This is a genomic window from Thioalkalivibrio sp. ALMg13-2 (assembly GCF_000381185.1).
In the GTDB taxonomy this organism is placed as follows: domain Bacteria; phylum Pseudomonadota; class Gammaproteobacteria; order Ectothiorhodospirales; family Ectothiorhodospiraceae; genus Thioalkalivibrio; species Thioalkalivibrio versutus.
In genome coordinates this window covers 84570-101454 of sequence record NZ_KB906109.1, presented here as the reverse complement: position 1 = coordinate 101454, position 16885 = coordinate 84570, and the positions used below count along the sequence as shown (strand labels likewise).

The window sequence follows — 16885 nt, the reverse complement described above, 5'->3', positions numbered from 1 at the left end:
GGGCCAGGGCATGAGAGGCCGGTGAGGAGAACCCCTGGCGCTCCTATGAGGTGCGCCCTTCCCCGGAAGGGCCGACCCTCGACTGTAGAGAAGGGCAGCTCCGCGACGAAGTGAAGTCCGGTCGGTAACCAACCCACGTATATCAGAGTGATCCACCGTCGCAATTCGCTTCTCGTGCCCTGACCCGAAGACATTGAAACAAGGAGGCCTCTATCGAACGCTATAGCCAACCGTTGACAGGTCAATCCATATCAGGAGTGCTGCCAGCTGAATGCGGCCCCGGGGCGGATGCGCGGTGCGTGGCCGTGGGTGTGCAAAACCACCCAGTCGTCGGACTCGACCCGCGTGAGCATCCACATGTCCAGCGGGATCAACGCCTGCAGGGCGCTCAGCGTGGCGTCGACGGCTCCGGAGAAGTCGTCGGCCAGCGCGGTTGCAAGGGTGGCCCTGGGCATCGGAGGCTCAGCTCGGTTGGGTCGAGCCTGTCATCCTACAGGCGCGGGAGTTCCGGGTGCGACAGCTGCCCACCGTGGACGTGCTGGCGCCCGAACTCGGCGCAGCGGGCGAGCGTGGGGATGGCCTTGCCGGGGTTGAGCAGCCCCAGCGGGTCGAACGCGCGGCGCAGGTGGTGAAACTGCTCCAGTTCCGGCGCGGCGAACTGCACGCACATGCCGTCCAGCTTTTCCACGCCTACGCCGTGTTCCCCGGTGACGGTGCCACCGACCTCGACGCAGAGTTCGAGGATCTGCTGGCCGAAGGCCTCCGCGGTTTCCAGTTGCCCGGGCTGGTTGGCGTCGTAGAGGATCAGTGGATGCAGATTGCCGTCGCCGGCGTGGAACACGTTGCACACGCCGAGGCCAACCTCGCGCGACAGGGTGTTGATTCGTTCCAGCACCATCCCGATCTGGTGGCGCGGGATGGTCCCGTCCATGCAGTAGTAGTCCGGCGAAATACGCCCGGCGGCAGGGAACGCGGCCTTGCGTCCGGCCCAGAACAATGCGCGTTCGGCGTCGTCACGGGCGGTGTGCACCTCGGTGGCGCCCAGATCCAGGAGCTTCTGGCGTACCACCATGACGTCCTCGGAGACCTCGGCGTTGGTGCCGTCGAGCTCGCACAAGAGGATCGCGGCCGCGTCTACCGGGTAGCCGGCGTGGACGAAGTCCTCCGCAGCGCGGATGGCAGCGTTGTCCATCATTTCCAGCCCGGCGGGAATCAGTCCGGCGGCGATGATGCCTGCCACTGCGCGTCCGGCGGCCTCGGCCTGGTCAAAGCTGGCCAGCAGGACCTGGGTGCGCTCGGGGCGGGGCAGCAGGCGCACGGTGACTTCGGTCACGATGCCCAGCATGCCCTCCGAGCCAACCATGAAGGCGAGCAGGTCCAGTCCGGCACTATCCAGCGTCTTGCCGCCGAGGCGGATGATCTCGCCATCCAGGGTGACCAGCTCCAGCCCGATCACGTTGTGCACGGTGAGTCCGTACTTCAGGCAATGCACGCCTCCCGCGTTCTCGGCCACGTTGCCGCCGATGGAACACGCGATCTGCGAGGACGGGTCGGGTGCGTAGTAGAGCCCCTGTGGAGCCGCCGCCTCGGAGATCGCGAGGTTGCGCACGCCGGGCTGGACGACCGCGCAGCGGTTGTCGGCATCGATCTCGAGGATGCGATTGAAGCGCGCCAGGGACAGCAGCAGCCCAGTCTCGCTGGGCAGGGCGCCGCCGGACAGCCCGGTGCCAGCCCCGCGCGGCACGATCGGGACCCCGTGCTCGCGGCAAAGCCGCAGGCAGGTCAGCAGTTCCTCGTGGGTCCGTGGCAGGGCCACGGCCCCGGGGATCTGGCGGTAGGCGGAGAGACCGTCGCACTCATAGGCTCGGCGTTCCGCGGCCTCGACCACCAGGGCGTCCGAGGGCAGCTCGGTGGTCAGACCCTCAATGACCGCGGCCAGCGCCTGTGCGGCGGCCTCGGTCGGCGGTGTGGCGGGATGGGCGCTCATGGCCTCGATGGTAGGGGTCTGCTGGGTCCGTGCGAGGTGATCGCATAAACTGTGGGTCTTTTCCGCAAGCGGGACGTGATGATGGGCATTGGGCTGGGCTCGTATCTGGCAGTGGCGGCAGGCGGTGCGCTGGGCTCGGCACTGCGGCTGGGGATGCAGGAGTGGATGGTGGCGCACTTCGGGCGTGCCTTTCCCTGGGGTACGTTGAGCATCAACATCCTCGGCTCGTTCCTGATCGGTGTGCTGGCCGTGGTGCTGGTGGAGCGCCTGGAACTGCACCCGGCCTGGCGCTTGTTGCTGGTCGTCGGGGTGCTGGGTGGCTTTACGACATTTTCCACCTTCTCCCTGGAAGTCGTTCACATGGTGGATGTAGGCGCCTGGGCGCGTGCACTGGGCTACATGCTCGCGAGCCTGCTGGTCTGCGTGCTGGCTGCGGCAGCCGGGCTCCACGGAACTCGATTCCTGCTGGGGGTCGGGCCGGTCGCCTCGTGAGGGCATTGGCCGCGACCGTGGACGCCACGGGACGGCAACCGTAGACTTCCCCGTCGTTCTTTCCACCCCTTGCCGGAAATCCGTCATGCTTGATATCCACAGCCTGCGCCAGGACCTGGATGCGACTGCCACCGCTCTGGAACGCCGTGGCTATACCCTGGACCGCGAACGCTTCAAGGCCCTGGAGGCCCGGCGCAAGGCGTTGCAGATGCGCACCCAGGAGCTGCAGGCCGACCGCAACACCCGCTCCAAGGGTATCGGGCAGGCGAAGGCGCGGGGCGAGGACATCGAGCCGCTGAAGGCCGAGGTCGGGCGCCTGGGCGACGAGCTCAAGCAGTGCGAGACCGATCTGCACGGGGTCCAGCAGGAGCTGGATGCGATGCTGATGCAGATCCCGAATCTGCCGCAAGCGGACGTGCCCGACGGACTGGACGAGAAAGACAACGTCGAGGTCCGCCGCGAGGGGACCCCGCGGACCTTTGATTTCACGCCGCGCGATCACGTGGACCTGGGCCTGCCCGGTGGCTGGCTGGACTTCGAGGCCGCGGTGCGGGTGGCCGGTTCGCGTTTCGTGGTGATGCGCGGTCAGATGGCGCGCCTGCACCGGGCACTGACCCAGTTCATGCTGGATCTGCACACCGGCGAACACGGCTACCAGGAGACCTACGTCCCCTATCTGGCCAATCCCGAATCGCTGGAGGGGACCGGGCAGTTGCCGAAGTTCGACGATGACCTGTTCTCGGTCGACTGTGACCAGCGTTACCGTCTGATCCCCACCGCCGAGGTCACCCTGACCAACCTGGTGCGCGAGCAGATCCTCGATGCCGAAGCCTTGCCGCTGAAGATGGTGGCCCACACCCCGTGTTTTCGTTCCGAGGCGGGCAGCTATGGGCGCGACGTGCGCGGCCTGATCCGGCAGCACCAGTTCGAGAAGGTGGAGCTGGTGCAGATCGTGCAGCCGGAGAGCTCGGATGCCGCACTGGAGGAACTCCTGAGCCATGCCGAGCGGGTCTTGCAGGCGCTGGAACTTCCGTACCGCGTGATGCTCCTGAGCGCCGGGGACATGGGCTTTGCCGCGGCGCGCACCTATGACCTGGAAGTCTGGCTGCCGGCCCAGGATGCCTACCGCGAGATCTCCTCTTGCTCGAACTTCCAGGCCTTCCAGGCGCGCCGCATGCAGGCGCGCTTCCGACCGAAGGCGGGCGAACGCCCGGAGCTGGTGCATACCATCAACGGCTCCGGGGTTGCGGTGGGCCGGGCCCTGGTCGCGCTGCTGGAGAATCACCAGCAGGCAGACGGCTCGATCCACATCCCCGAAAAACTGCGCCCGTATCTCGGGGGAACCTCGGTAATGGAGCCGCCGTCCGAATAGGAGGTCCACCGGGAGTCTTCTCGACGTGAATAACGCCCTTGGCAGGAAGAATTGGTTGGGTTGGCTGGCGAGCGTCGTCTCGCTGGTGGGCATGGTGGTGTTGTTCGCGACCGCCTCTGTGGCGGACGAATCCGTCGAACCCGACGAGGGGATCGTGTTCGATGACACCCCGCGCCCGATTGGGCTGCATACGCCCGACTGGTTCGAGCTGAGCTTCCTCGATCTGCGCGAGGACCTGGAAGACGCGGTGGAGCAGGGAAAGATGGGGCTGGCCGTCTACTTCGGCATGGATGACTGCCCCTATTGCGAGGCGCTGTTCGACAAGAACTTCGCACAGGACGATATCCGCGAGTACCTGGCGTCACACTTCAACGTGGTGGCCATCGACGCGCTGGGCACACGTGAAGTCACGGACCTGGACGGCGAGACCTGGCTCGAACGGCGCTACGCCGCCGAACAACGGCTGAACTTTACCCCTTCGATTGCCTTTTACGATGAGGACGGCGAGCGCATCCATCAGATGCGCGGTTACTACCCGCCATACCGGTTCCGCGCGCTTCTGGAATACGTGATTGACCGGCATGATCGCGAGGAGAGTTTTCGCGACTATCTGGAGCGTGCCGACCCACCGCCGAAGTTCGATCTCGACGACATCAACCAGCGGGAGTTCTTCATCAACCAGCCGTATGCGCTGGATCGGAGCCGAATCCCCGCCGAACGCCCACTGGTGGTGTTCTTTGAGCGCGAGGCCTGCCATGCCTGCGATATCATGCACTCCGAGCCGCTGCAGCAGGACGAAGTGCTGGAGCGCATCGGCCTGATGGATGCGGTGCAGCTGGATGCCGACGATGCCGATACGCCGGTGCTGACGCCGGGTGGCGACCGCACCAACGCAAAAGACTGGGCCGCGGAACTGGGTGTGCACTGGGCGCCCACGCTTATATTCTTCGACGAGCGTGGCGAAGAGATTATCCGCATCGATTCGGTCGTCCATCAGAATCGGCTGCGCAACGTGCTGGACTTTGTCCTGACCGGTGGCTACGAGGAGTATCCGACCTTCGAACGCTGGCGTGCCCAGCAGCCGCCGCGCCCCTGACCACGCCGCTGACTCAAGGAATCATCCCTTTGCATTTCGACCGTGACTTCGTAATCCGCAACCGTGAAGTGCTGGAAGGCATCGTTGCCCGTTCCCACCGCGTAGCGCTGGGAATCTTCGCGCTGACCTTCGGGGGCTACGGGGCAGCGGTATGGCTCTGGTTCCAGGACAACGTGTGGGCCGCCCTGGTGGTGGCGACGCTCAGCTATCTGGTGTTCCGCCAGTTCCGCATGCTGGCGCTGGGAGTCGCGCGCATGCCGCTGCGCGGTGATGCGGAGGCGGTGGAGGCGCTCAAGGCGATCGATATGGCGCTGGAGCAGGACAAGCCCCACCCGGTACTGGCCGAGGTCGAGGCGCATCTGCGGGCGCTGGAAGAGGCGCCCGCAACGCAGGAGGAACGCGAGGCCGCGGGCCCGGACGATTCGAAGAAGGGCGCCGGCAAGGGCGACTGACAGCGACCTGTGGTCGCCGGATCAGAGCTCGACGGGTACGCCCAGTTTCTGCTCGATGACCCGCACCAGGGTCGCGTGCAGCTCTTCGCCATTGCGATCGTCGATCCAGGTGCCTTCCTCCTCGGAATAGCCGAAATGGGCCGGTCCTTCGGGCGAGGAGAGCCAGATCTGCTGTGCGGCCTCCTGGCGGTTCAGGATCAACTGGGCGCCATCGTCGAATTCGATCGTCATCACGCCGTCGATCAGGTCAATGTCCAGGTCGTCCAGCGCGCTTTGCTCGGTGAGGCGGGTCTGGATGTCGTCCAGGGTGTTTTCGGCGAATACGGCGAAGGAGGTCTGGCTCATGGGGATCTCGATACGGTCGGGAAGAGGGGGGTGACTGCGCCGTGATTATAGGTCAGCCGCGCCAGGCGGCAATGGCCAACCCGGCCCAGCCGAGGATAAACGCGGTGCCGCCCAGCGGTGCAATCGCGCCGAGGATACGGGGTGCGCCGAGCGCCAGGGCATACAGGCTCCCAGAGAACAGCAGGATGCCGATCACGAACGCCACAGCACTGGCAGCGGCCCAGCCGTTGGCCAGGTGGGCCCACAACGCCGCGACCAGCAGCAGGGCCAGGGCATGGATGAAGTGATACTGGACGCCGGTATGCCAGGTCGCGAGGGCCTGTTCCGTCAGGCGTTCCTGCAGGGCGTGGGCGCCGAAGGCGCCGAGGACGACGGCAGTCCCTCCCAGCAGGGCAGCGATGACAACAAGGGGGCGAATCAGCGGTTCGCTGGCCCCCATCAGGCGTCGTCGCCCATCTCGCTGTCGATGTCCTGGCCGGCGACCCAGCCGTGCTCGCGGGCGCGCTCGATGGCTTCGTTATGGATGCGCTCATGGCGCTCGCGCAGCTCGGGCGGGAGGTTGCTGATGCGCAGGCTGTATTTGTCCCACTCGGCGTTGACCTGGTCATGCAGCATCTGGATGCGCGAGACATCCCAGCCATCGCAGGTTTCGTCCTCCGGGAGGATGCCGAATACCCAGGCATCGCGGATGAAATTGCCGATGGGGGTCATGCCGGCGTACATATCGTTGTACAGGCCTACGTAGGTGCGACTGGAGCGTTTGGGTTCATTCATGCTGCATAGTCTAGGGAAATACTGATGAATGTACACACTCGCGTTGGCACCCCAGGTTGCCCGAGACAAGGCGCGCCGTGCAGCGGGTAGTGGTTCTACCCGCAAGCGGCGCAACGCAGGATCGGGGAACCTGGGGTGCCAACCCCATAAACCATTGAATGAAGGGGCTCGGCCGCTTTTGCGTGCGCCCAGCGTTGCGGCTCGCTTATGTAGCTCGGCTACACTTCGCTCACCGCGCCTTGTTCGCACGCAAAAGCGACTCGAGCGCGAGGGTGTACATTCATGAGTATTTCCCTCGGCGTGCGTCCGTCTCAGGCAAAGCGATTTCGACGCGGGTTCCGGGGGGTTCCGGACGCGAACGGGGATACCAGGTGCACGCAACAAACGACTCGCTGACTCGGGTACGCATCCGCGCCCTGATCAAACTGATGGTTCTCGGGGCCGCCCTGCTGCTGGTTGGGGTGATGCTCCGGTACGCCTTTTCCGGACCGGGCGATACCCGTGGCGAGACGCTGCGGGTGGATCTTGCCGAGATTGCCCCGGGCGAGGCCCTGCGTGTGATTCACGGTAGCCGCCACGTGCTTGTGGTCCATCGCGATGCTGCGTGGCAGGCCGCCCTGGCCGGTGATGACGAGCTGGTCGACCCGGAGGCCCGCCGCGGCCAGCAACCGGACGGGCTGGATCGGCCATTGCGCAGCTTCCGGCCCGAGTGGCTGGTGGTGATCGGCGAAAGTGCGGATCTGGGTTGCGAGCTGGACCTGGTCCATCCGGACGAGGCCGACGGCTGGAGCGGTGGCTTTGTCGACCGCTGCCGGGGCGGACGTTACGACGGCGCCGGCCGCGTATATGCGGATCAATCGGCCCGGCGCAACCTGCCCATCCCCGACTATCGCTTCGCCGGGGATGACCAACTGATCCTGGGCAGACCGTGAAGGTGACCTCCCAAGCTGCCCTGGCTCTTTCACCGGGCCCCAGGGGTGACGTGGTTCCGGCAGGCGCCAACTCGCTATGCGGGTGCCTCTGCGGACGCGGAAAACCGTGTCCGGCCTGGACGGTCTGAGTCAGCCGTCCTCCACCTTCGCGAGGGTGATGGCAGGGTAGAGGTCAAAGCGCACGCTCTTGCCCTTGATGCTCGCCTGGGGCGAGTCGGGACCGAGGGCGGGCGCATGCAGCGGGCGCTTGACGATGACGCGACGTTCCACGTGCTGGCGCAGGGTGGCCAGGGTTTGCTCCGAGTCGGGGTCGGCCGCCTCGGGCATCAGCGCCTGTATCAGCTGCATGTCCTTTTTCACCGCGGCCCGCTTGGCCCGTTCCGGGAACATGGGATCGAAGACCGCGGCCATTGCCGGGACGGCGAGATGCGCTGGATCGGCCTTCCCCTCGTGCAGGGTGATGCGTCCGATGATGGGCGCGAGTTCCGGACTGGCCGCCGCGCGTTCCAGCGCGTCGGCGAGCAGGTGGTACACCACGGGATGCCGCTCCCAGGCCGTGACCCGGAAGCCGTGCGCGGCCAGCAGGAGGGTGTCGCGGCCCAGGCCGGCGGAGGCATCCAGCACATGACCGTCACGCGGGAGTCTGCCGAAGGCGCGGATCAGGCCCTCGCGCTGGTGACCGGCATGGGCGAGGCGGTAGCCCTGGCGCCCGGCGGCAAAGTCCAGCTGCAGTCGCAGCGGCGGGTGTACGTCCTCGCGGACCAGTTCGAGCCCGCGGTCTCCCGTCTCCAGCACGAGCGTGGCTTCCCCGGCATGGGCGTAGCTGCGCGCCGCCAAGGCCAGGCGCAGTGCGTTGGCGGCGGACTCGTGGCCGGGGGCCGCGCGTACGGTGAGTGGCATGGGCGTCAGTAGTGCGGCGGGGGTGGTTCGGCGCCCTCCGGCCCGCCGCCGTGCTCCTCGAGGTCGCGCATGCGAGCGCGCAGCCACTGGACCTGCTGGCGCAGCTCGGTATTGGCCTGTTGCAGCTCCAGTTGCACGCGGGCCTGCTCCTCCTGGGTGTATTCCTGATGGGCCAGGCGGATCTCCAGATCCTCGATGCGTTTTTGCAGGGCTTCCGAATCCATGTGCGTTACTCCACCACGTTGCGCGGCTGGTCGCTCGCGTAGCCGTGGATATTGGCCGTGACCTCGTCGATCACCCGCTGCCGGGCGGTTCGCGCGGCCCAGGCGGTGTGGGGCGTGAGGACGAGGTTGGGGATATCGTCGGCCAGCAGGGGATGTTCCGCCGGTGGGGGTTCCGGTTCCAGTACGTCGATGCCGGCGCCGCCGAGATGCCCGCTGCGCAGGTACCTGGCCAGGGCCTCGGGATCGACCAGGCCACCCCGGGCGGTGTTCAGCAGCAGGGCCCCCGGACGCATCTGGCGCAGGGCGGCATCATCGATGAGGTGCCGGGTCGTCGCGGTCAGGGGGCAGTGCAGGCTGATGACGTCGCATTGTCCCAGCAACCGTTCCAGCGGCACGCGATCCTCTTGTGCTGCGCGGTCCGGATTCAGACTCTCGGCCACCAGCACCTCCATGCCAAAGGCCTCGGCGACGCGCGCGGTGGCCCGGCCCAGTACGCCCCAGCCGATGATGCCGAGGCGCATTCCGGCCACCGTGCCGATGGGGTGGTCGAGGAGACAGAACTGATCGGAGGCGCTCCAGCGACCGGCGCGAATGTCCGCGCGGTAGGCGTCCAGTTGGGTGACCAGCGTCAGCAGCAGGGTGAAGACGTGCTGCACCACGGAGTCGGTGGCGTAGTCGCGCGCATTGCTGACGACGATACCCAGGCAGTGGGCTGCTTCCTCGTCGATATTGTTGGTTCCGGTGGCGGCGACGCAGACGAGTCGCAGGCGAGGGGCTGCGGCCAGTACCTCCGCATTCAGCTCGACCTTGTTGGTGACGATCACCTCGGCATCACCGATCCGGCCCAGCCGCTGATCCGGCTCGGTGTGCTCGTGGAAGGACCACTCGGGAAGGCTGGCCCGGAGTTCGGTCAGGTCAAGATCGTCGCGGTCGACCGTGGCGAGATCGAGAAAGACGCCGCGTTGAAGGTGGCTCATGATCGGCGTGTATCCGTATTCAATGAAGATGGTGTCCAATGAAAAGGGCCCCGCTGTGCGGGGCCCTGGAACGCATTCCTGCCGTGCTGTGCAGCGCGGAACCCTAGTTGTCGCCCATGAAGGCGTGGAACAGGTTCAGCAGGTGCAGGAACATCACATAGAGGTTCGCGTACAGCGAGACCGTCATCACGATGTAGTTGGCCTCGGGATCGTGAATCATCCGGCTGGTGTCGAACAGGATGGCGGCCGACAGCAGCAGGACAACCGCGGCCGAGATGGCCAGCGACAGGGCCGGGATCGCCAGGAACAGGTTGGCGACGATGGCCAGCAGGGCGACGATCAGGCCGACGACCAGGAAGCCGCCGAGGAAGCTGAAGTCCTTCTTGGTGGCCAGGGCGTAGCCGGAAAGCGTGACAAACGCGACCGCAGTGGCGGCGAAGGCGTTGCCGACGATCTGTGGCCCGTTCGGCAGACCCAGGTACATGGTCAGGATCGGGCCGAGGAAGAAGCCCAGCACGCCGGTGAAGGCGAAGGTCAGCACGATGCCCAGCGCCGAGTTGCGCGCGGCGTGGATGGCGAACGGGCCGCCGATCAGCACCCCCAGCATGATGATCCAGTGCACTGGCGGCGCGTTGACCGCCATGGCGATGAACGCGGTGATCGCGCTGAACGCCAGGGTGAGCGACAGCAGCATGTAGGTCTGCCGGATCACCTTGTTGGTGGAGATGGTCTCGCTGATGGAACCAGTGCTGGACGGATTGCGACTCGAGCGGACGATCTGGTCTCGGGACACGGGTCAACTCCTCATTGGATTCGAAACAAGCACAGTGTAGCGACAAGCGTTCCCGGTTGCAGCGTTTCCCTTGCGGTTTCAGGGCATGCGGGCCGATCACGCGGTGATCGGCCCGGCGCGGGTTACTTGATCGGCTCGCCGACCTTTTCCGAGATGGTCTTCACCGCATGGTCGGTGGACTTGAAGATGTTGTCCTTGCCGATGATGTCGTCCAGCCCCGTGCGCTGCATGACCTCCATGATCTGGGCCTTGACGCCGGCGAACACGAGCGTGATGCCGCGCGCCTTGAGGCGGTGCACCAGTTGATGGATGACCTCTTCGCCGGAGGCGTCGATCTCGTTGATGCCCTTGCCGACGACGATCAGATATTTGGATTGTGGGTGGCGGGCCAGCAGGTCCAGTACGGCATCTTCGAAGTAGGGCACGTTGGCGAAGTACAACGACCCATCGAAGCGCATGATGCCGACCTTCTCGTTGGTCTCCAGGCCGTAGCGCTGGGCCTCGCGCAGGGTGCCGTCCTCGTAGCGTGCCAGTTCCGAGACGCGCGGCTTCATGGTGCGGTACAGATACAGCACGATGGCCAGACCGGCACCGGTGAGGATGCCGTAGTCCAGGTTCGGAGCCATTGCGAGGGTCGCAACGAAGGTCACCACCGCGGCAGCGCCATCGTGCTTGTTGGCCACCCATGCGTGCTTGATGGCCTTGAAGTTCACGAGCCCGGCAACCGCCATCATGATGATCGCAGCGAGGACCGCCTGTGGCAGGTGATAAATCAGCGGCGTCAGGAACAGCAGGGCCAGGCCGATGATCACCGCGGTAAAGACCGAGGCCAGGCCGGTCTTGGCGCCCGAATTCAGGTTGACCGCTGATCGCGAGAACGAGCCGCTTACCGGGTAACCCTGAGTGAAGCCGCCGGCGATGTTCGCCAGACCCTGACCCATCAACTCCTTGCTGGGGTCCAGGCGCTGCCCGGTCCGTGCCGCCATGGCCTTGGCGATCGCGATGGCCTCGGTGAAGCCCACCAGCGCGATGACGAAGGCGGTGGTCAGCAGCGTGGTGAAGGTGCCGAAGGTGATATCCGGGATCGAGAACCCGGGGAGGCCCTGGGGCACATTGCCCACTACGGCGCCGCCGCCATTCAGATGAACGGAATCTTCACCGACCCGTTCGATGCGCCATGCGGCGCGATCGGCGCGTGCACGTTCGGCATCGGTCAGGTGATCGTCTGCAATGAACCGCGCAGGCTGATCATTCTCGCCGGGGACGCGACGCAGCGTGATGTCGCGGATCTCCTCGCGCATGCCGGCAAGTTCGGGGCGCAGTTCATCGCGCTGCAGACGCAGCTGGTCGGCCTCGTGGCGCAGGCGCACGGCCTCGGCGCCCTCCTGTTCCTGGAGCTCTGCTTCCAGCCGGCGGATCTGCTCGTCGAGATCGGCGAGGCGCTTGCCATCGCTCTCGATGGACTGTGCGAGAGTCAGAACCTGGGCCGGGGCGATCTGCTGAAGGGACGTCTCGGCCTTCTGCTCGTAGCCGATTGCCCAGCTCACCAGGATCGCCACGACTACGGCGACTAGTACCCCCGGGATCTTCGGCACGAACCGTTTCATCAGCACCATCAGGCCAATGGCGCCGAGGCCGAACGCCAGTGTGGGCCAGTGGACGCTGCCCAATTCCGTCATCACGCCCCAGAGGCCCAGCATGAAGTGGCCGCTGGTATCAATCGGGACGCCGATGATCTTGTTCAACTGCGACAGGGCGATGATGATGGCCGCGGCATTGGTGAAGCCGACGATGACCGGATGCGAAATAAAGCTGACCAGCGCGCCAAGCTTGAACAACCCCAGCATCAACTGGATCAGGCCCACGATGAATGCCAGGGCAATGGCCAGCATGACAAATTCGGACGAGCCCTCGGCGGCCAGCGGTATCAGCGCCGAGGCGGTAAGCAGCGAGACCACGGCGACTGGGCCGGTGGCGAGCTGGTTCGATGAACCCCACAGCGCGGCGACCATGACGGGCAGGAGGGAGGCGTAAAGCCCGTACACCGGCGGCAGCCCGGCCAGCTGGGCATAGGCCATGGACTGCGGGATCAGGACCAGGGCGACCGAGATCCCGGCGATGAGGTCCGCATTGAGGGTTTGCTTCGTCGGGCGCCAGCTGAGGAAGGGGAACACTCGCAGCAGAATCGAATTCATCGGGTCGCTCGCTTGGCCAGTTCGTGGGGTTGACGACGGCCGGAACCGATGCAATGGGCCCAAAGGCAGTCCGGGCCGGGGCTTGCCAGGGCCGTCGTCACAATACTGGCAGCCGGTGCTGGGCCCGGTCGGATGCGCGGGCGCAGTCGCGAAAGTAGCGCCAGATTATAGGCGGTCAGTCCATTTTCTTCTATCTAACTTGTTCTATATGACACATAACAGATGGGCTATGTGTTGGGGTGGGGCCGAGAGGGAAACGTTACCGGGGAGGGCCGAGAAAGGCCTTCGGCCCGGGACACAGGAAATGGCGGAGAGGGAGGGATTACGGCCAGCGCGGCTGGCCGCCCTTCGGGCCGCCTTCGCGTTGCTGCGGCGTTCCGGTGTCGCGTTGCGCCACCGGTCGAACCGGCTTTCTGGATTCTCGGGTTCGAATCCCGGAACGCTGGGGCTGGGCGGCACAGTGCTTCGGCTAAATCTTTGAAATTGGAAATGGCGGAGAGGGAGGGATTCGAACCCTCGAGGGGCTTTCACCCCTGCCGGTTTTCAAGACCGGTGCAATCGACCACTCTGCCACCTCTCCGGGGCTGGGCATTGTCTGGCAAGGAGGGCGGGCTGGCAACCGAGGGTGGCCCGCGTGGCCTGGCGGCCACGAGAGGGAGGGATAGATTCGGACCTGCGGTCCTCACCCTCCGGGCGTTGCCTGGCGGCAACGTCCTGCGGCGGCTGCGCCGCCTTGTCGAACCCTCGAGGGGCTTTCACCCCTGCCGGTTTTCAAGACCGGTGCAATCGACCACTCTGCCACCTCTCCGAGGCTGGGCATTGTCTGGCAAGGGGGACGGGCTGGCAACCGGGGGCGGTGCCAGGTCTCCTGGCGAAGGGGGCGATGGGAGCGCGATATTCGGCATGCAACGCTTGACGTTCGCTCGCTTGAACCCTAATCTTGTCCGCGCTTCGGGCGGTTAGCTCAGCGGTAGAGCACTGCCTTCACACGGCAGGGGTCACTAGTTCGAACCTAGTACCGCCCACCAGCTTTGAATAACAAGAAAGCGGCCTCGGGAAACCGGGCCGCTTTTTTTGTGCCTGTAAGACGGTCGCATGTGACATGAGAGGTGCTTGCGGAATCTGGCGGAGAGGGAGGGATTACTCGGCACTTCGCGCCTCGCCCTTCGGGTCGTCGCCTGCGGCGACGTTCTGGCATCGCTGCGCGCTGCCAGTCGAACCGTCATTTTCGATTCCTCGGGTTCGAACCCCAAAACTGCAGAGGCCAGACATGCAAAAGGGGCCACTCGGGCCCCTTTGCTTGAATCTGGCGGAGAGGGAGGGATTCGAACCCTCGGTACTCGCGAGAGTACAACGGTTTTCGAGACCGCCCCGTTCGACCACTCCGGCACCTCTCCGAATCTTCTTGTCATGCGGGGTCGAACCGCCACGACGGAGCGAATCCTAGCAGATTCGGTTGGCCGAGCGGTAGCCGGGCCGGGGATGCGCGGATCAGCGTCTCTCTAAGGCATCAGGCGGGTGATTTCCCAGTCGCTTCCCGCACGGTGGTATTGGAACCGGTCGTGCAGCCGATTGGGGCGGCCCTGCCAGAATTCGAACAGTTCGGGCTGCAGGCGGTAGCCGATCCAGGCGGGGTCGCGCGGAATGTCGCCCTCCGGGTATTGCTGCTCCAGCGAACGTACACGCTGCTCGAGTTCGTCGCGGCCGGCGACCGGGTGGCTTTGGGTCGAGGCCGCCGCGGCAATCTGGCTGCCGCGCGGGCGCTGGTGGAAGTAGGTATCGGCCAGGTCGCCCGGGAGGGCGGTGACCGGGCCTTCGACCCGGATCTGGCGCTCGGTCTCGGGCCAGTAGAACAACAGGGCGGCCCGCGGGTTTTCGCTCAGGTCCTGGCCCTTGCGGCTGCGCGAGTCGGTGTACCAGGCCAGGCCCTCGGGATCGACGTGCTTGAGCAGAACGGTGCGAGCGGAGGGCTGGCCGTCGGCGTCGGCGGTGGCCAGGATCATGGCGGTGGGGTCCGGGTTGCCGGCTTCGCGGGCGGCCTCCAGCCACTCATTCAGCAGGCTGAGCGGGTTTTGGTGCAGGTCGCCGCGGCGAAGTTCGGCGCGGGTGTAATCGCGGCGGGTATGGCGGTGGTCGGCGGTGCTCATGATGTTCCCCGGGGCTGGATGCGACGACGTCATCATACGGCGCCGGCGAGGATTCGGAAATTTGTGCGACTTTCACTGTCACAGATGAGGACGATTCAAACCGAGCGCAAGGAGCATCCGATGGCTGAACCGATTATCGCCGCAGTGGAACCCCGGGGAGTGGAACTGACAAAGGGCGAGGAGTATGCGTTCTGTCGCTGTGGGCGCTCGAAGGATCAGCCTTTCTGCGATGGGTCGCACGAGGGCTCCGGCATCGAGCCGTTGATCTTCACGGCGGAAGAGGACGGCGAGGCGTACCTGTGTCAGTGCAAGCAGTCCGGCAATCTGCCGTACTGCGACGGGACGCATGCGCAATTCGATCAGGACGCGGTGGGTCAGCCCGCGAGCGCGGCGGAAGGGGATTCCGAGGCATCGGATCAGGGCGATCAGGCCCCGAGTCCCCGTAACAGCGCGGTTGAACCGCATGTCGAGTGGATTCACGCCCTGGCCCGCGACGGGCTGGAGGGGGTGGGACGCCATGGCACAACGGTGGCCATGGGTGTCCCGCGCGATCGGTTGCCCGCGTGGGACGGGCTGCAGCTCCTGGCGGCGCAACTGGCCACACGCCCGCTCGACGAAGATGCCGACGTGGGCACCTCGCTGGTGATCGGCCCCGAGGCGAAGCGCCCGCTGGAGCTGGCGATTCCGCTGCTGGTGTCGGACATGAGCTTTGGTGCGCTTTCGCGCGAGGCAAAGATCGCCCTGGCGCGCGGGGCAGAGCGGGCCGGGACCGGTATCTGCTCCGGCGAGGGGGGCATGCTGGACGCCGAGCAGGCAGAGAATTCGCGCTACCTGTTCGAGTTGGGGCCGGCGCAGTTTGGCTATTCGGACGAGGTTCTGGACAAGATTCAGGCGTTTCACTTCAAGGCCGGCCAGGCCGCGAAGACCGGGCTGGGCGGGGTTCTTCCGGGCAGCAAGGTAAGTGACGAGATTGCGCGGGTGCGTGGGATCGAGGCGGGGCAGGATGCCCATTCACCCGCTGCCCATGCCGATTTGCAAAGCCCGGACGATTTTCGCCGGTTTGCGGACGCGGTACGCGAGAAGACGGGGGGTGTGCCGATCGGATTCAAGCTGTCGGCCAACCACATCGAGGCGGACCTGGCCTTTGCCCTGGAGGCTGGCGCCGACTACCTGATCCTGGATGGCCGAGGCGGCGGCACGGGCGCCGCGCCGGCCCTGCTGCGAGATCACATCAGCGTGCCTACCATCCCGGCGCTGGCACGGGCGCGGCGCTTTCTCGATGCCAACGGGGCCACTGGACGGGTGACGCTGCTGGTCACCGGTGGGCTGCGTACGCCCGCGGACTTCGTGAAGGCCCTGGCCCTCGGTGCGGACGGGATTGCCCTCGCCAATTCGGCGATCCAGGCCGTGGGCTGCGTGAGTGCGCGGATGTGCCATACCAATCAGTGCCCCAGTGGTGTCGCGACCCAGGATCCGAAACTGCGCAGCCGGCTGGACCCGCAGGAGGGGAGCGAGCGGCTGGAGCGCTTCCTGAACGGTTCCACCGAGTTGATGAAAGTACTGGCGCGGGCCTGTGGGCATTCCAGTCTGGAGGACTTCGGGCCGAATGATCTGACCACGTTCGATCGCGATCTCGCACGTCTCGCCGGTATCCAGTACGCAGGGGTTCTCGAGGGACGTTGATGGCCGTCCTCTGTAGCTGGGAAACCCTGATGTGTTCCTGCTCCCGGGGTTGATCTGGATTAGCCCCCCTCGGAGCAATCCCGGTAGAATCGCGCTTTTTCGGGAATGGGGGTTTTGATGAGCTACTCCGATGTTCACCAGAGCTACGGGCGTTGTCGGCGGGCCGGCAACTTCGTGGATCGCTTCTACGAACGTTTTCTCGCCGCCGACGAGCGGGTGGCGCAGGCGTTCACGACCACCAACTGGTCGCAGCAGAAACGGGCCCTGGGCCAGGCGGTTTCCACCGCGATCAGCTACGCCGAGGGCGAGAGCTTCGTGGCCCCGACCATGGAAAAGATGGCCGAGGTGCATAGCCGTCATGGCCGCGTACCGGTGGCACCGGAACTCTACGGGGTGTGGCTGAACTGCATGGTGGAGACGGCCCGCGAGGTGGATCCGCGCTGGGAGGAGTCCCTGGCGCAGCGCTGGCGCGGCGCGCTGAGTCCTGCGATCGATCTGTTCATCGAGCGCTACTGA

17 protein-coding genes, 4 tRNA genes, 1 other RNA gene and 1 pseudogene are annotated in these 16885 nt (G+C 65.6%); 8 read left to right on the top strand and 15 right to left on the bottom strand.

Features of this window, described 5'->3' with window-relative positions; translation table 11 throughout:
* Nucleotides 1-254 precede the first annotated feature (254 nt).
* Nucleotides 255-455, bottom strand: a pseudogene (locus F618_RS0108530) (GGDEF domain-containing protein); the annotation flags it as partial.
* Nucleotides 456-490: 35 nt separating this feature from the next.
* Nucleotides 491-1987 carry an FAD-linked oxidase C-terminal domain-containing protein gene (locus F618_RS0108525; RefSeq protein ID WP_019568306.1) on the bottom strand — a complete coding sequence of 499 codons (1497 nt, stop codon included), beginning with the start codon at nucleotides 1985-1987 and terminating at the stop codon, nucleotides 491-493.
* An 81-nt stretch (nucleotides 1988-2068) separates the two neighbouring features.
* On the opposite strand from F618_RS0108525, the gene crcB reads away from it, so the two are divergent.
* The 4 genes from crcB (at nucleotide 2069) to F618_RS0108505 (ending at nucleotide 5399) form a co-directional block, all read left to right on the top strand.
* The gene (crcB, locus tag F618_RS0108520) at nucleotides 2069-2479 is read left to right on the top strand and encodes a fluoride efflux transporter CrcB (RefSeq protein ID WP_018145538.1); all 411 of its coding nucleotides are present in this window, start codon (nucleotides 2069-2071) and stop codon (nucleotides 2477-2479) included.
* An 85-nt stretch (nucleotides 2480-2564) separates the two neighbouring features.
* Nucleotides 2565-3851 (top strand): serine--tRNA ligase, encoded by a 1287-nt coding sequence (gene serS, locus F618_RS0108515; protein WP_018176703.1) that lies wholly within the window; start codon nucleotides 2565-2567, stop codon nucleotides 3849-3851.
* A 55-nt stretch (nucleotides 3852-3906) separates the two neighbouring features.
* Entirely contained in the window at nucleotides 3907-4947 is a 1041-nt protein-coding gene (locus F618_RS0108510; RefSeq protein WP_019568305.1) for a thioredoxin fold domain-containing protein, read from the top strand.
* Between the two features lie 29 nt (nucleotides 4948-4976).
* Nucleotides 4977-5399, top strand: a complete 423-nt coding sequence (locus F618_RS0108505; protein ID WP_018169893.1) for a hypothetical protein — start codon at nucleotides 4977-4979, stop codon at nucleotides 5397-5399.
* A 21-nt stretch (nucleotides 5400-5420) separates the two neighbouring features.
* On the opposite strand, the gene cyaY is transcribed toward F618_RS0108505, so the two are convergent.
* From cyaY to F618_RS0108490, 3 genes are read right to left on the bottom strand one after another with little or no spacing between them, the layout of a single operon-like run.
* Nucleotides 5421-5744, bottom strand: a complete 324-nt coding sequence (cyaY, locus tag F618_RS0108500) for an iron donor protein CyaY (RefSeq protein WP_018951914.1) — start codon at nucleotides 5742-5744, stop codon at nucleotides 5421-5423.
* 52 nt (nucleotides 5745-5796) lie between these two features.
* Nucleotides 5797-6183 carry a DUF423 domain-containing protein gene (locus tag F618_RS0108495; protein ID WP_018951915.1) on the bottom strand — a complete coding sequence of 129 codons (387 nt, stop codon included), beginning with the start codon at nucleotides 6181-6183 and terminating at the stop codon, nucleotides 5797-5799.
* Nucleotides 6183-6518 carry a hypothetical protein gene (locus tag F618_RS0108490; protein ID WP_018145544.1) on the bottom strand — a complete coding sequence of 112 codons (336 nt, stop codon included), beginning with the start codon at nucleotides 6516-6518 and terminating at the stop codon, nucleotides 6183-6185. Before F618_RS0108490 ends, F618_RS0108495 begins: the two co-directional genes overlap by 1 nt.
* A 371-nt stretch (nucleotides 6519-6889) precedes the next feature.
* Here F618_RS0108490 and F618_RS0108485 point away from each other — a divergent pair, with 371 nt between their 5' ends.
* Nucleotides 6890-7450 carry a hypothetical protein gene (locus F618_RS0108485; protein ID WP_018169891.1) on the top strand — a complete coding sequence of 187 codons (561 nt, stop codon included), beginning with the start codon at nucleotides 6890-6892 and terminating at the stop codon, nucleotides 7448-7450.
* A 129-nt stretch (nucleotides 7451-7579) separates the two neighbouring features.
* Here F618_RS0108485 and F618_RS0108480 read toward each other — a convergent pair whose 3' ends face one another.
* The 7 genes from F618_RS0108480 to F618_RS15940 all read right to left on the bottom strand — a co-directional run bounded on the left by F618_RS0108480 (nucleotide 7580) and on the right by F618_RS15940 (nucleotide 13347).
* The gene (locus tag F618_RS0108480) at nucleotides 7580-8350 is read right to left on the bottom strand and encodes a class I SAM-dependent methyltransferase (protein WP_019568304.1); all 771 of its coding nucleotides are present in this window, start codon (nucleotides 8348-8350) and stop codon (nucleotides 7580-7582) included.
* A 5-nt stretch (nucleotides 8351-8355) separates the two neighbouring features.
* Entirely contained in the window at nucleotides 8356-8574 is a 219-nt protein-coding gene (locus F618_RS0108475) for a SlyX family protein (RefSeq protein ID WP_019562587.1), read from the bottom strand.
* A 5-nt stretch (nucleotides 8575-8579) separates the two neighbouring features.
* Nucleotides 8580-9551, bottom strand: a complete 972-nt coding sequence (locus F618_RS0108470) for a D-2-hydroxyacid dehydrogenase (protein ID WP_026331198.1) — start codon at nucleotides 9549-9551, stop codon at nucleotides 8580-8582.
* Nucleotides 9552-9654: 103 nt separating this feature from the next.
* Nucleotides 9655-10344 (bottom strand): Bax inhibitor-1/YccA family protein, encoded by a 690-nt coding sequence (locus F618_RS0108465; protein WP_019568302.1) that lies wholly within the window; start codon nucleotides 10342-10344, stop codon nucleotides 9655-9657.
* A gap of 122 nt (nucleotides 10345-10466) precedes the next feature.
* Nucleotides 10467-12539 (bottom strand): SulP family inorganic anion transporter, encoded by a 2073-nt coding sequence (locus F618_RS0108460; RefSeq protein ID WP_018938583.1) that lies wholly within the window; start codon nucleotides 12537-12539, stop codon nucleotides 10467-10469.
* Nucleotides 12540-13029: 490 nt separating this feature from the next.
* Nucleotides 13030-13119, bottom strand: a tRNA-Ser gene (locus F618_RS0108455).
* A 68-nt stretch (nucleotides 13120-13187) separates the two neighbouring features.
* Nucleotides 13188-13347, bottom strand: a tRNA-Ser gene (locus F618_RS15940).
* Between the two features lie 145 nt (nucleotides 13348-13492).
* Between F618_RS15940 and F618_RS0108450 the strand changes: the two genes are divergently transcribed.
* Nucleotides 13493-13567: transfer RNA gene (locus tag F618_RS0108450), tRNA-Val, on the top strand.
* 95 nt (nucleotides 13568-13662) lie between these two features.
* Here F618_RS0108450 and F618_RS15490 read toward each other — a convergent pair.
* The 3 genes from F618_RS15490 to pdxH all read right to left on the bottom strand — a co-directional run bounded on the left by F618_RS15490 (nucleotide 13663) and on the right by pdxH (nucleotide 14686).
* Nucleotides 13663-13793: non-coding RNA, RtT sRNA (locus F618_RS15490), on the bottom strand.
* Nucleotides 13794-13846: 53 nt separating this feature from the next.
* Nucleotides 13847-13936: transfer RNA gene (locus tag F618_RS0108445), tRNA-Ser, on the bottom strand.
* A gap of 105 nt (nucleotides 13937-14041) precedes the next feature.
* Nucleotides 14042-14686, bottom strand: coding sequence for a pyridoxamine 5'-phosphate oxidase (pdxH, locus tag F618_RS0108440; RefSeq protein ID WP_018938584.1), 645 nt, complete (start codon nucleotides 14684-14686; stop codon nucleotides 14042-14044).
* Nucleotides 14687-14806: 120 nt separating this feature from the next.
* On the opposite strand from pdxH, the gene F618_RS0108435 reads away from it, so the two are divergent.
* Both F618_RS0108435 and F618_RS0108430 read left to right on the top strand, forming a co-directional pair.
* Nucleotides 14807-16369, top strand: a complete 1563-nt coding sequence (locus tag F618_RS0108435; RefSeq protein WP_019568301.1) for a glutamate synthase-related protein — start codon at nucleotides 14807-14809, stop codon at nucleotides 16367-16369.
* A 117-nt stretch (nucleotides 16370-16486) separates the two neighbouring features.
* Entirely contained in the window at nucleotides 16487-16885 is a 399-nt protein-coding gene (locus F618_RS0108430) for a globin (RefSeq protein ID WP_018938586.1), read from the top strand.

Excerpts from the sequence above, each read along its gene's own strand:
- F618_RS0108470 (WP_026331198.1), bottom strand. The coding sequence starts at position 9,551 with ATGAGCCACCTTCAACGCGGCGTCTTTCTCGATCTCGCCACGGTCGAC.
- F618_RS0108435 (WP_019568301.1), top strand. The coding sequence starts at position 14,807 with ATGGCTGAACCGATTATCGCCGCAGTGGAACCCCGGGGAGTGGAACTG.
- F618_RS0108495 (WP_018951915.1), bottom strand. The coding sequence starts at position 6,183 with ATGGGGGCCAGCGAACCGCTGATTCGCCCCCTTGTTGTCATCGCTGCC.
- F618_RS0108430 (WP_018938586.1), top strand. The coding sequence starts at position 16,487 with ATGAGCTACTCCGATGTTCACCAGAGCTACGGGCGTTGTCGGCGGGCC.
- F618_RS0108480 (WP_019568304.1), bottom strand. The coding sequence starts at position 8,350 with ATGCCACTCACCGTACGCGCGGCCCCCGGCCACGAGTCCGCCGCCAAC.
- serS (WP_018176703.1), top strand. The coding sequence starts at position 2,565 with ATGCTTGATATCCACAGCCTGCGCCAGGACCTGGATGCGACTGCCACC.
- F618_RS0108475 (WP_019562587.1), bottom strand. The coding sequence starts at position 8,574 with ATGGATTCGGAAGCCCTGCAAAAACGCATCGAGGATCTGGAGATCCGC.
- cyaY (WP_018951914.1), bottom strand. The coding sequence starts at position 5,744 with ATGAGCCAGACCTCCTTCGCCGTATTCGCCGAAAACACCCTGGACGAC.
- F618_RS0108460 (WP_018938583.1), bottom strand. The coding sequence starts at position 12,539 with ATGAATTCGATTCTGCTGCGAGTGTTCCCCTTCCTCAGCTGGCGCCCG.
- F618_RS0108525 (WP_019568306.1), bottom strand. The coding sequence starts at position 1,987 with ATGAGCGCCCATCCCGCCACACCGCCGACCGAGGCCGCCGCACAGGCG.
- crcB (WP_018145538.1), top strand. The coding sequence starts at position 2,069 with ATGGGCATTGGGCTGGGCTCGTATCTGGCAGTGGCGGCAGGCGGTGCG.
- pdxH (WP_018938584.1), bottom strand. The coding sequence starts at position 14,686 with ATGAGCACCGCCGACCACCGCCATACCCGCCGCGATTACACCCGCGCC.
- F618_RS0108490 (WP_018145544.1), bottom strand. The coding sequence starts at position 6,518 with ATGAATGAACCCAAACGCTCCAGTCGCACCTACGTAGGCCTGTACAAC.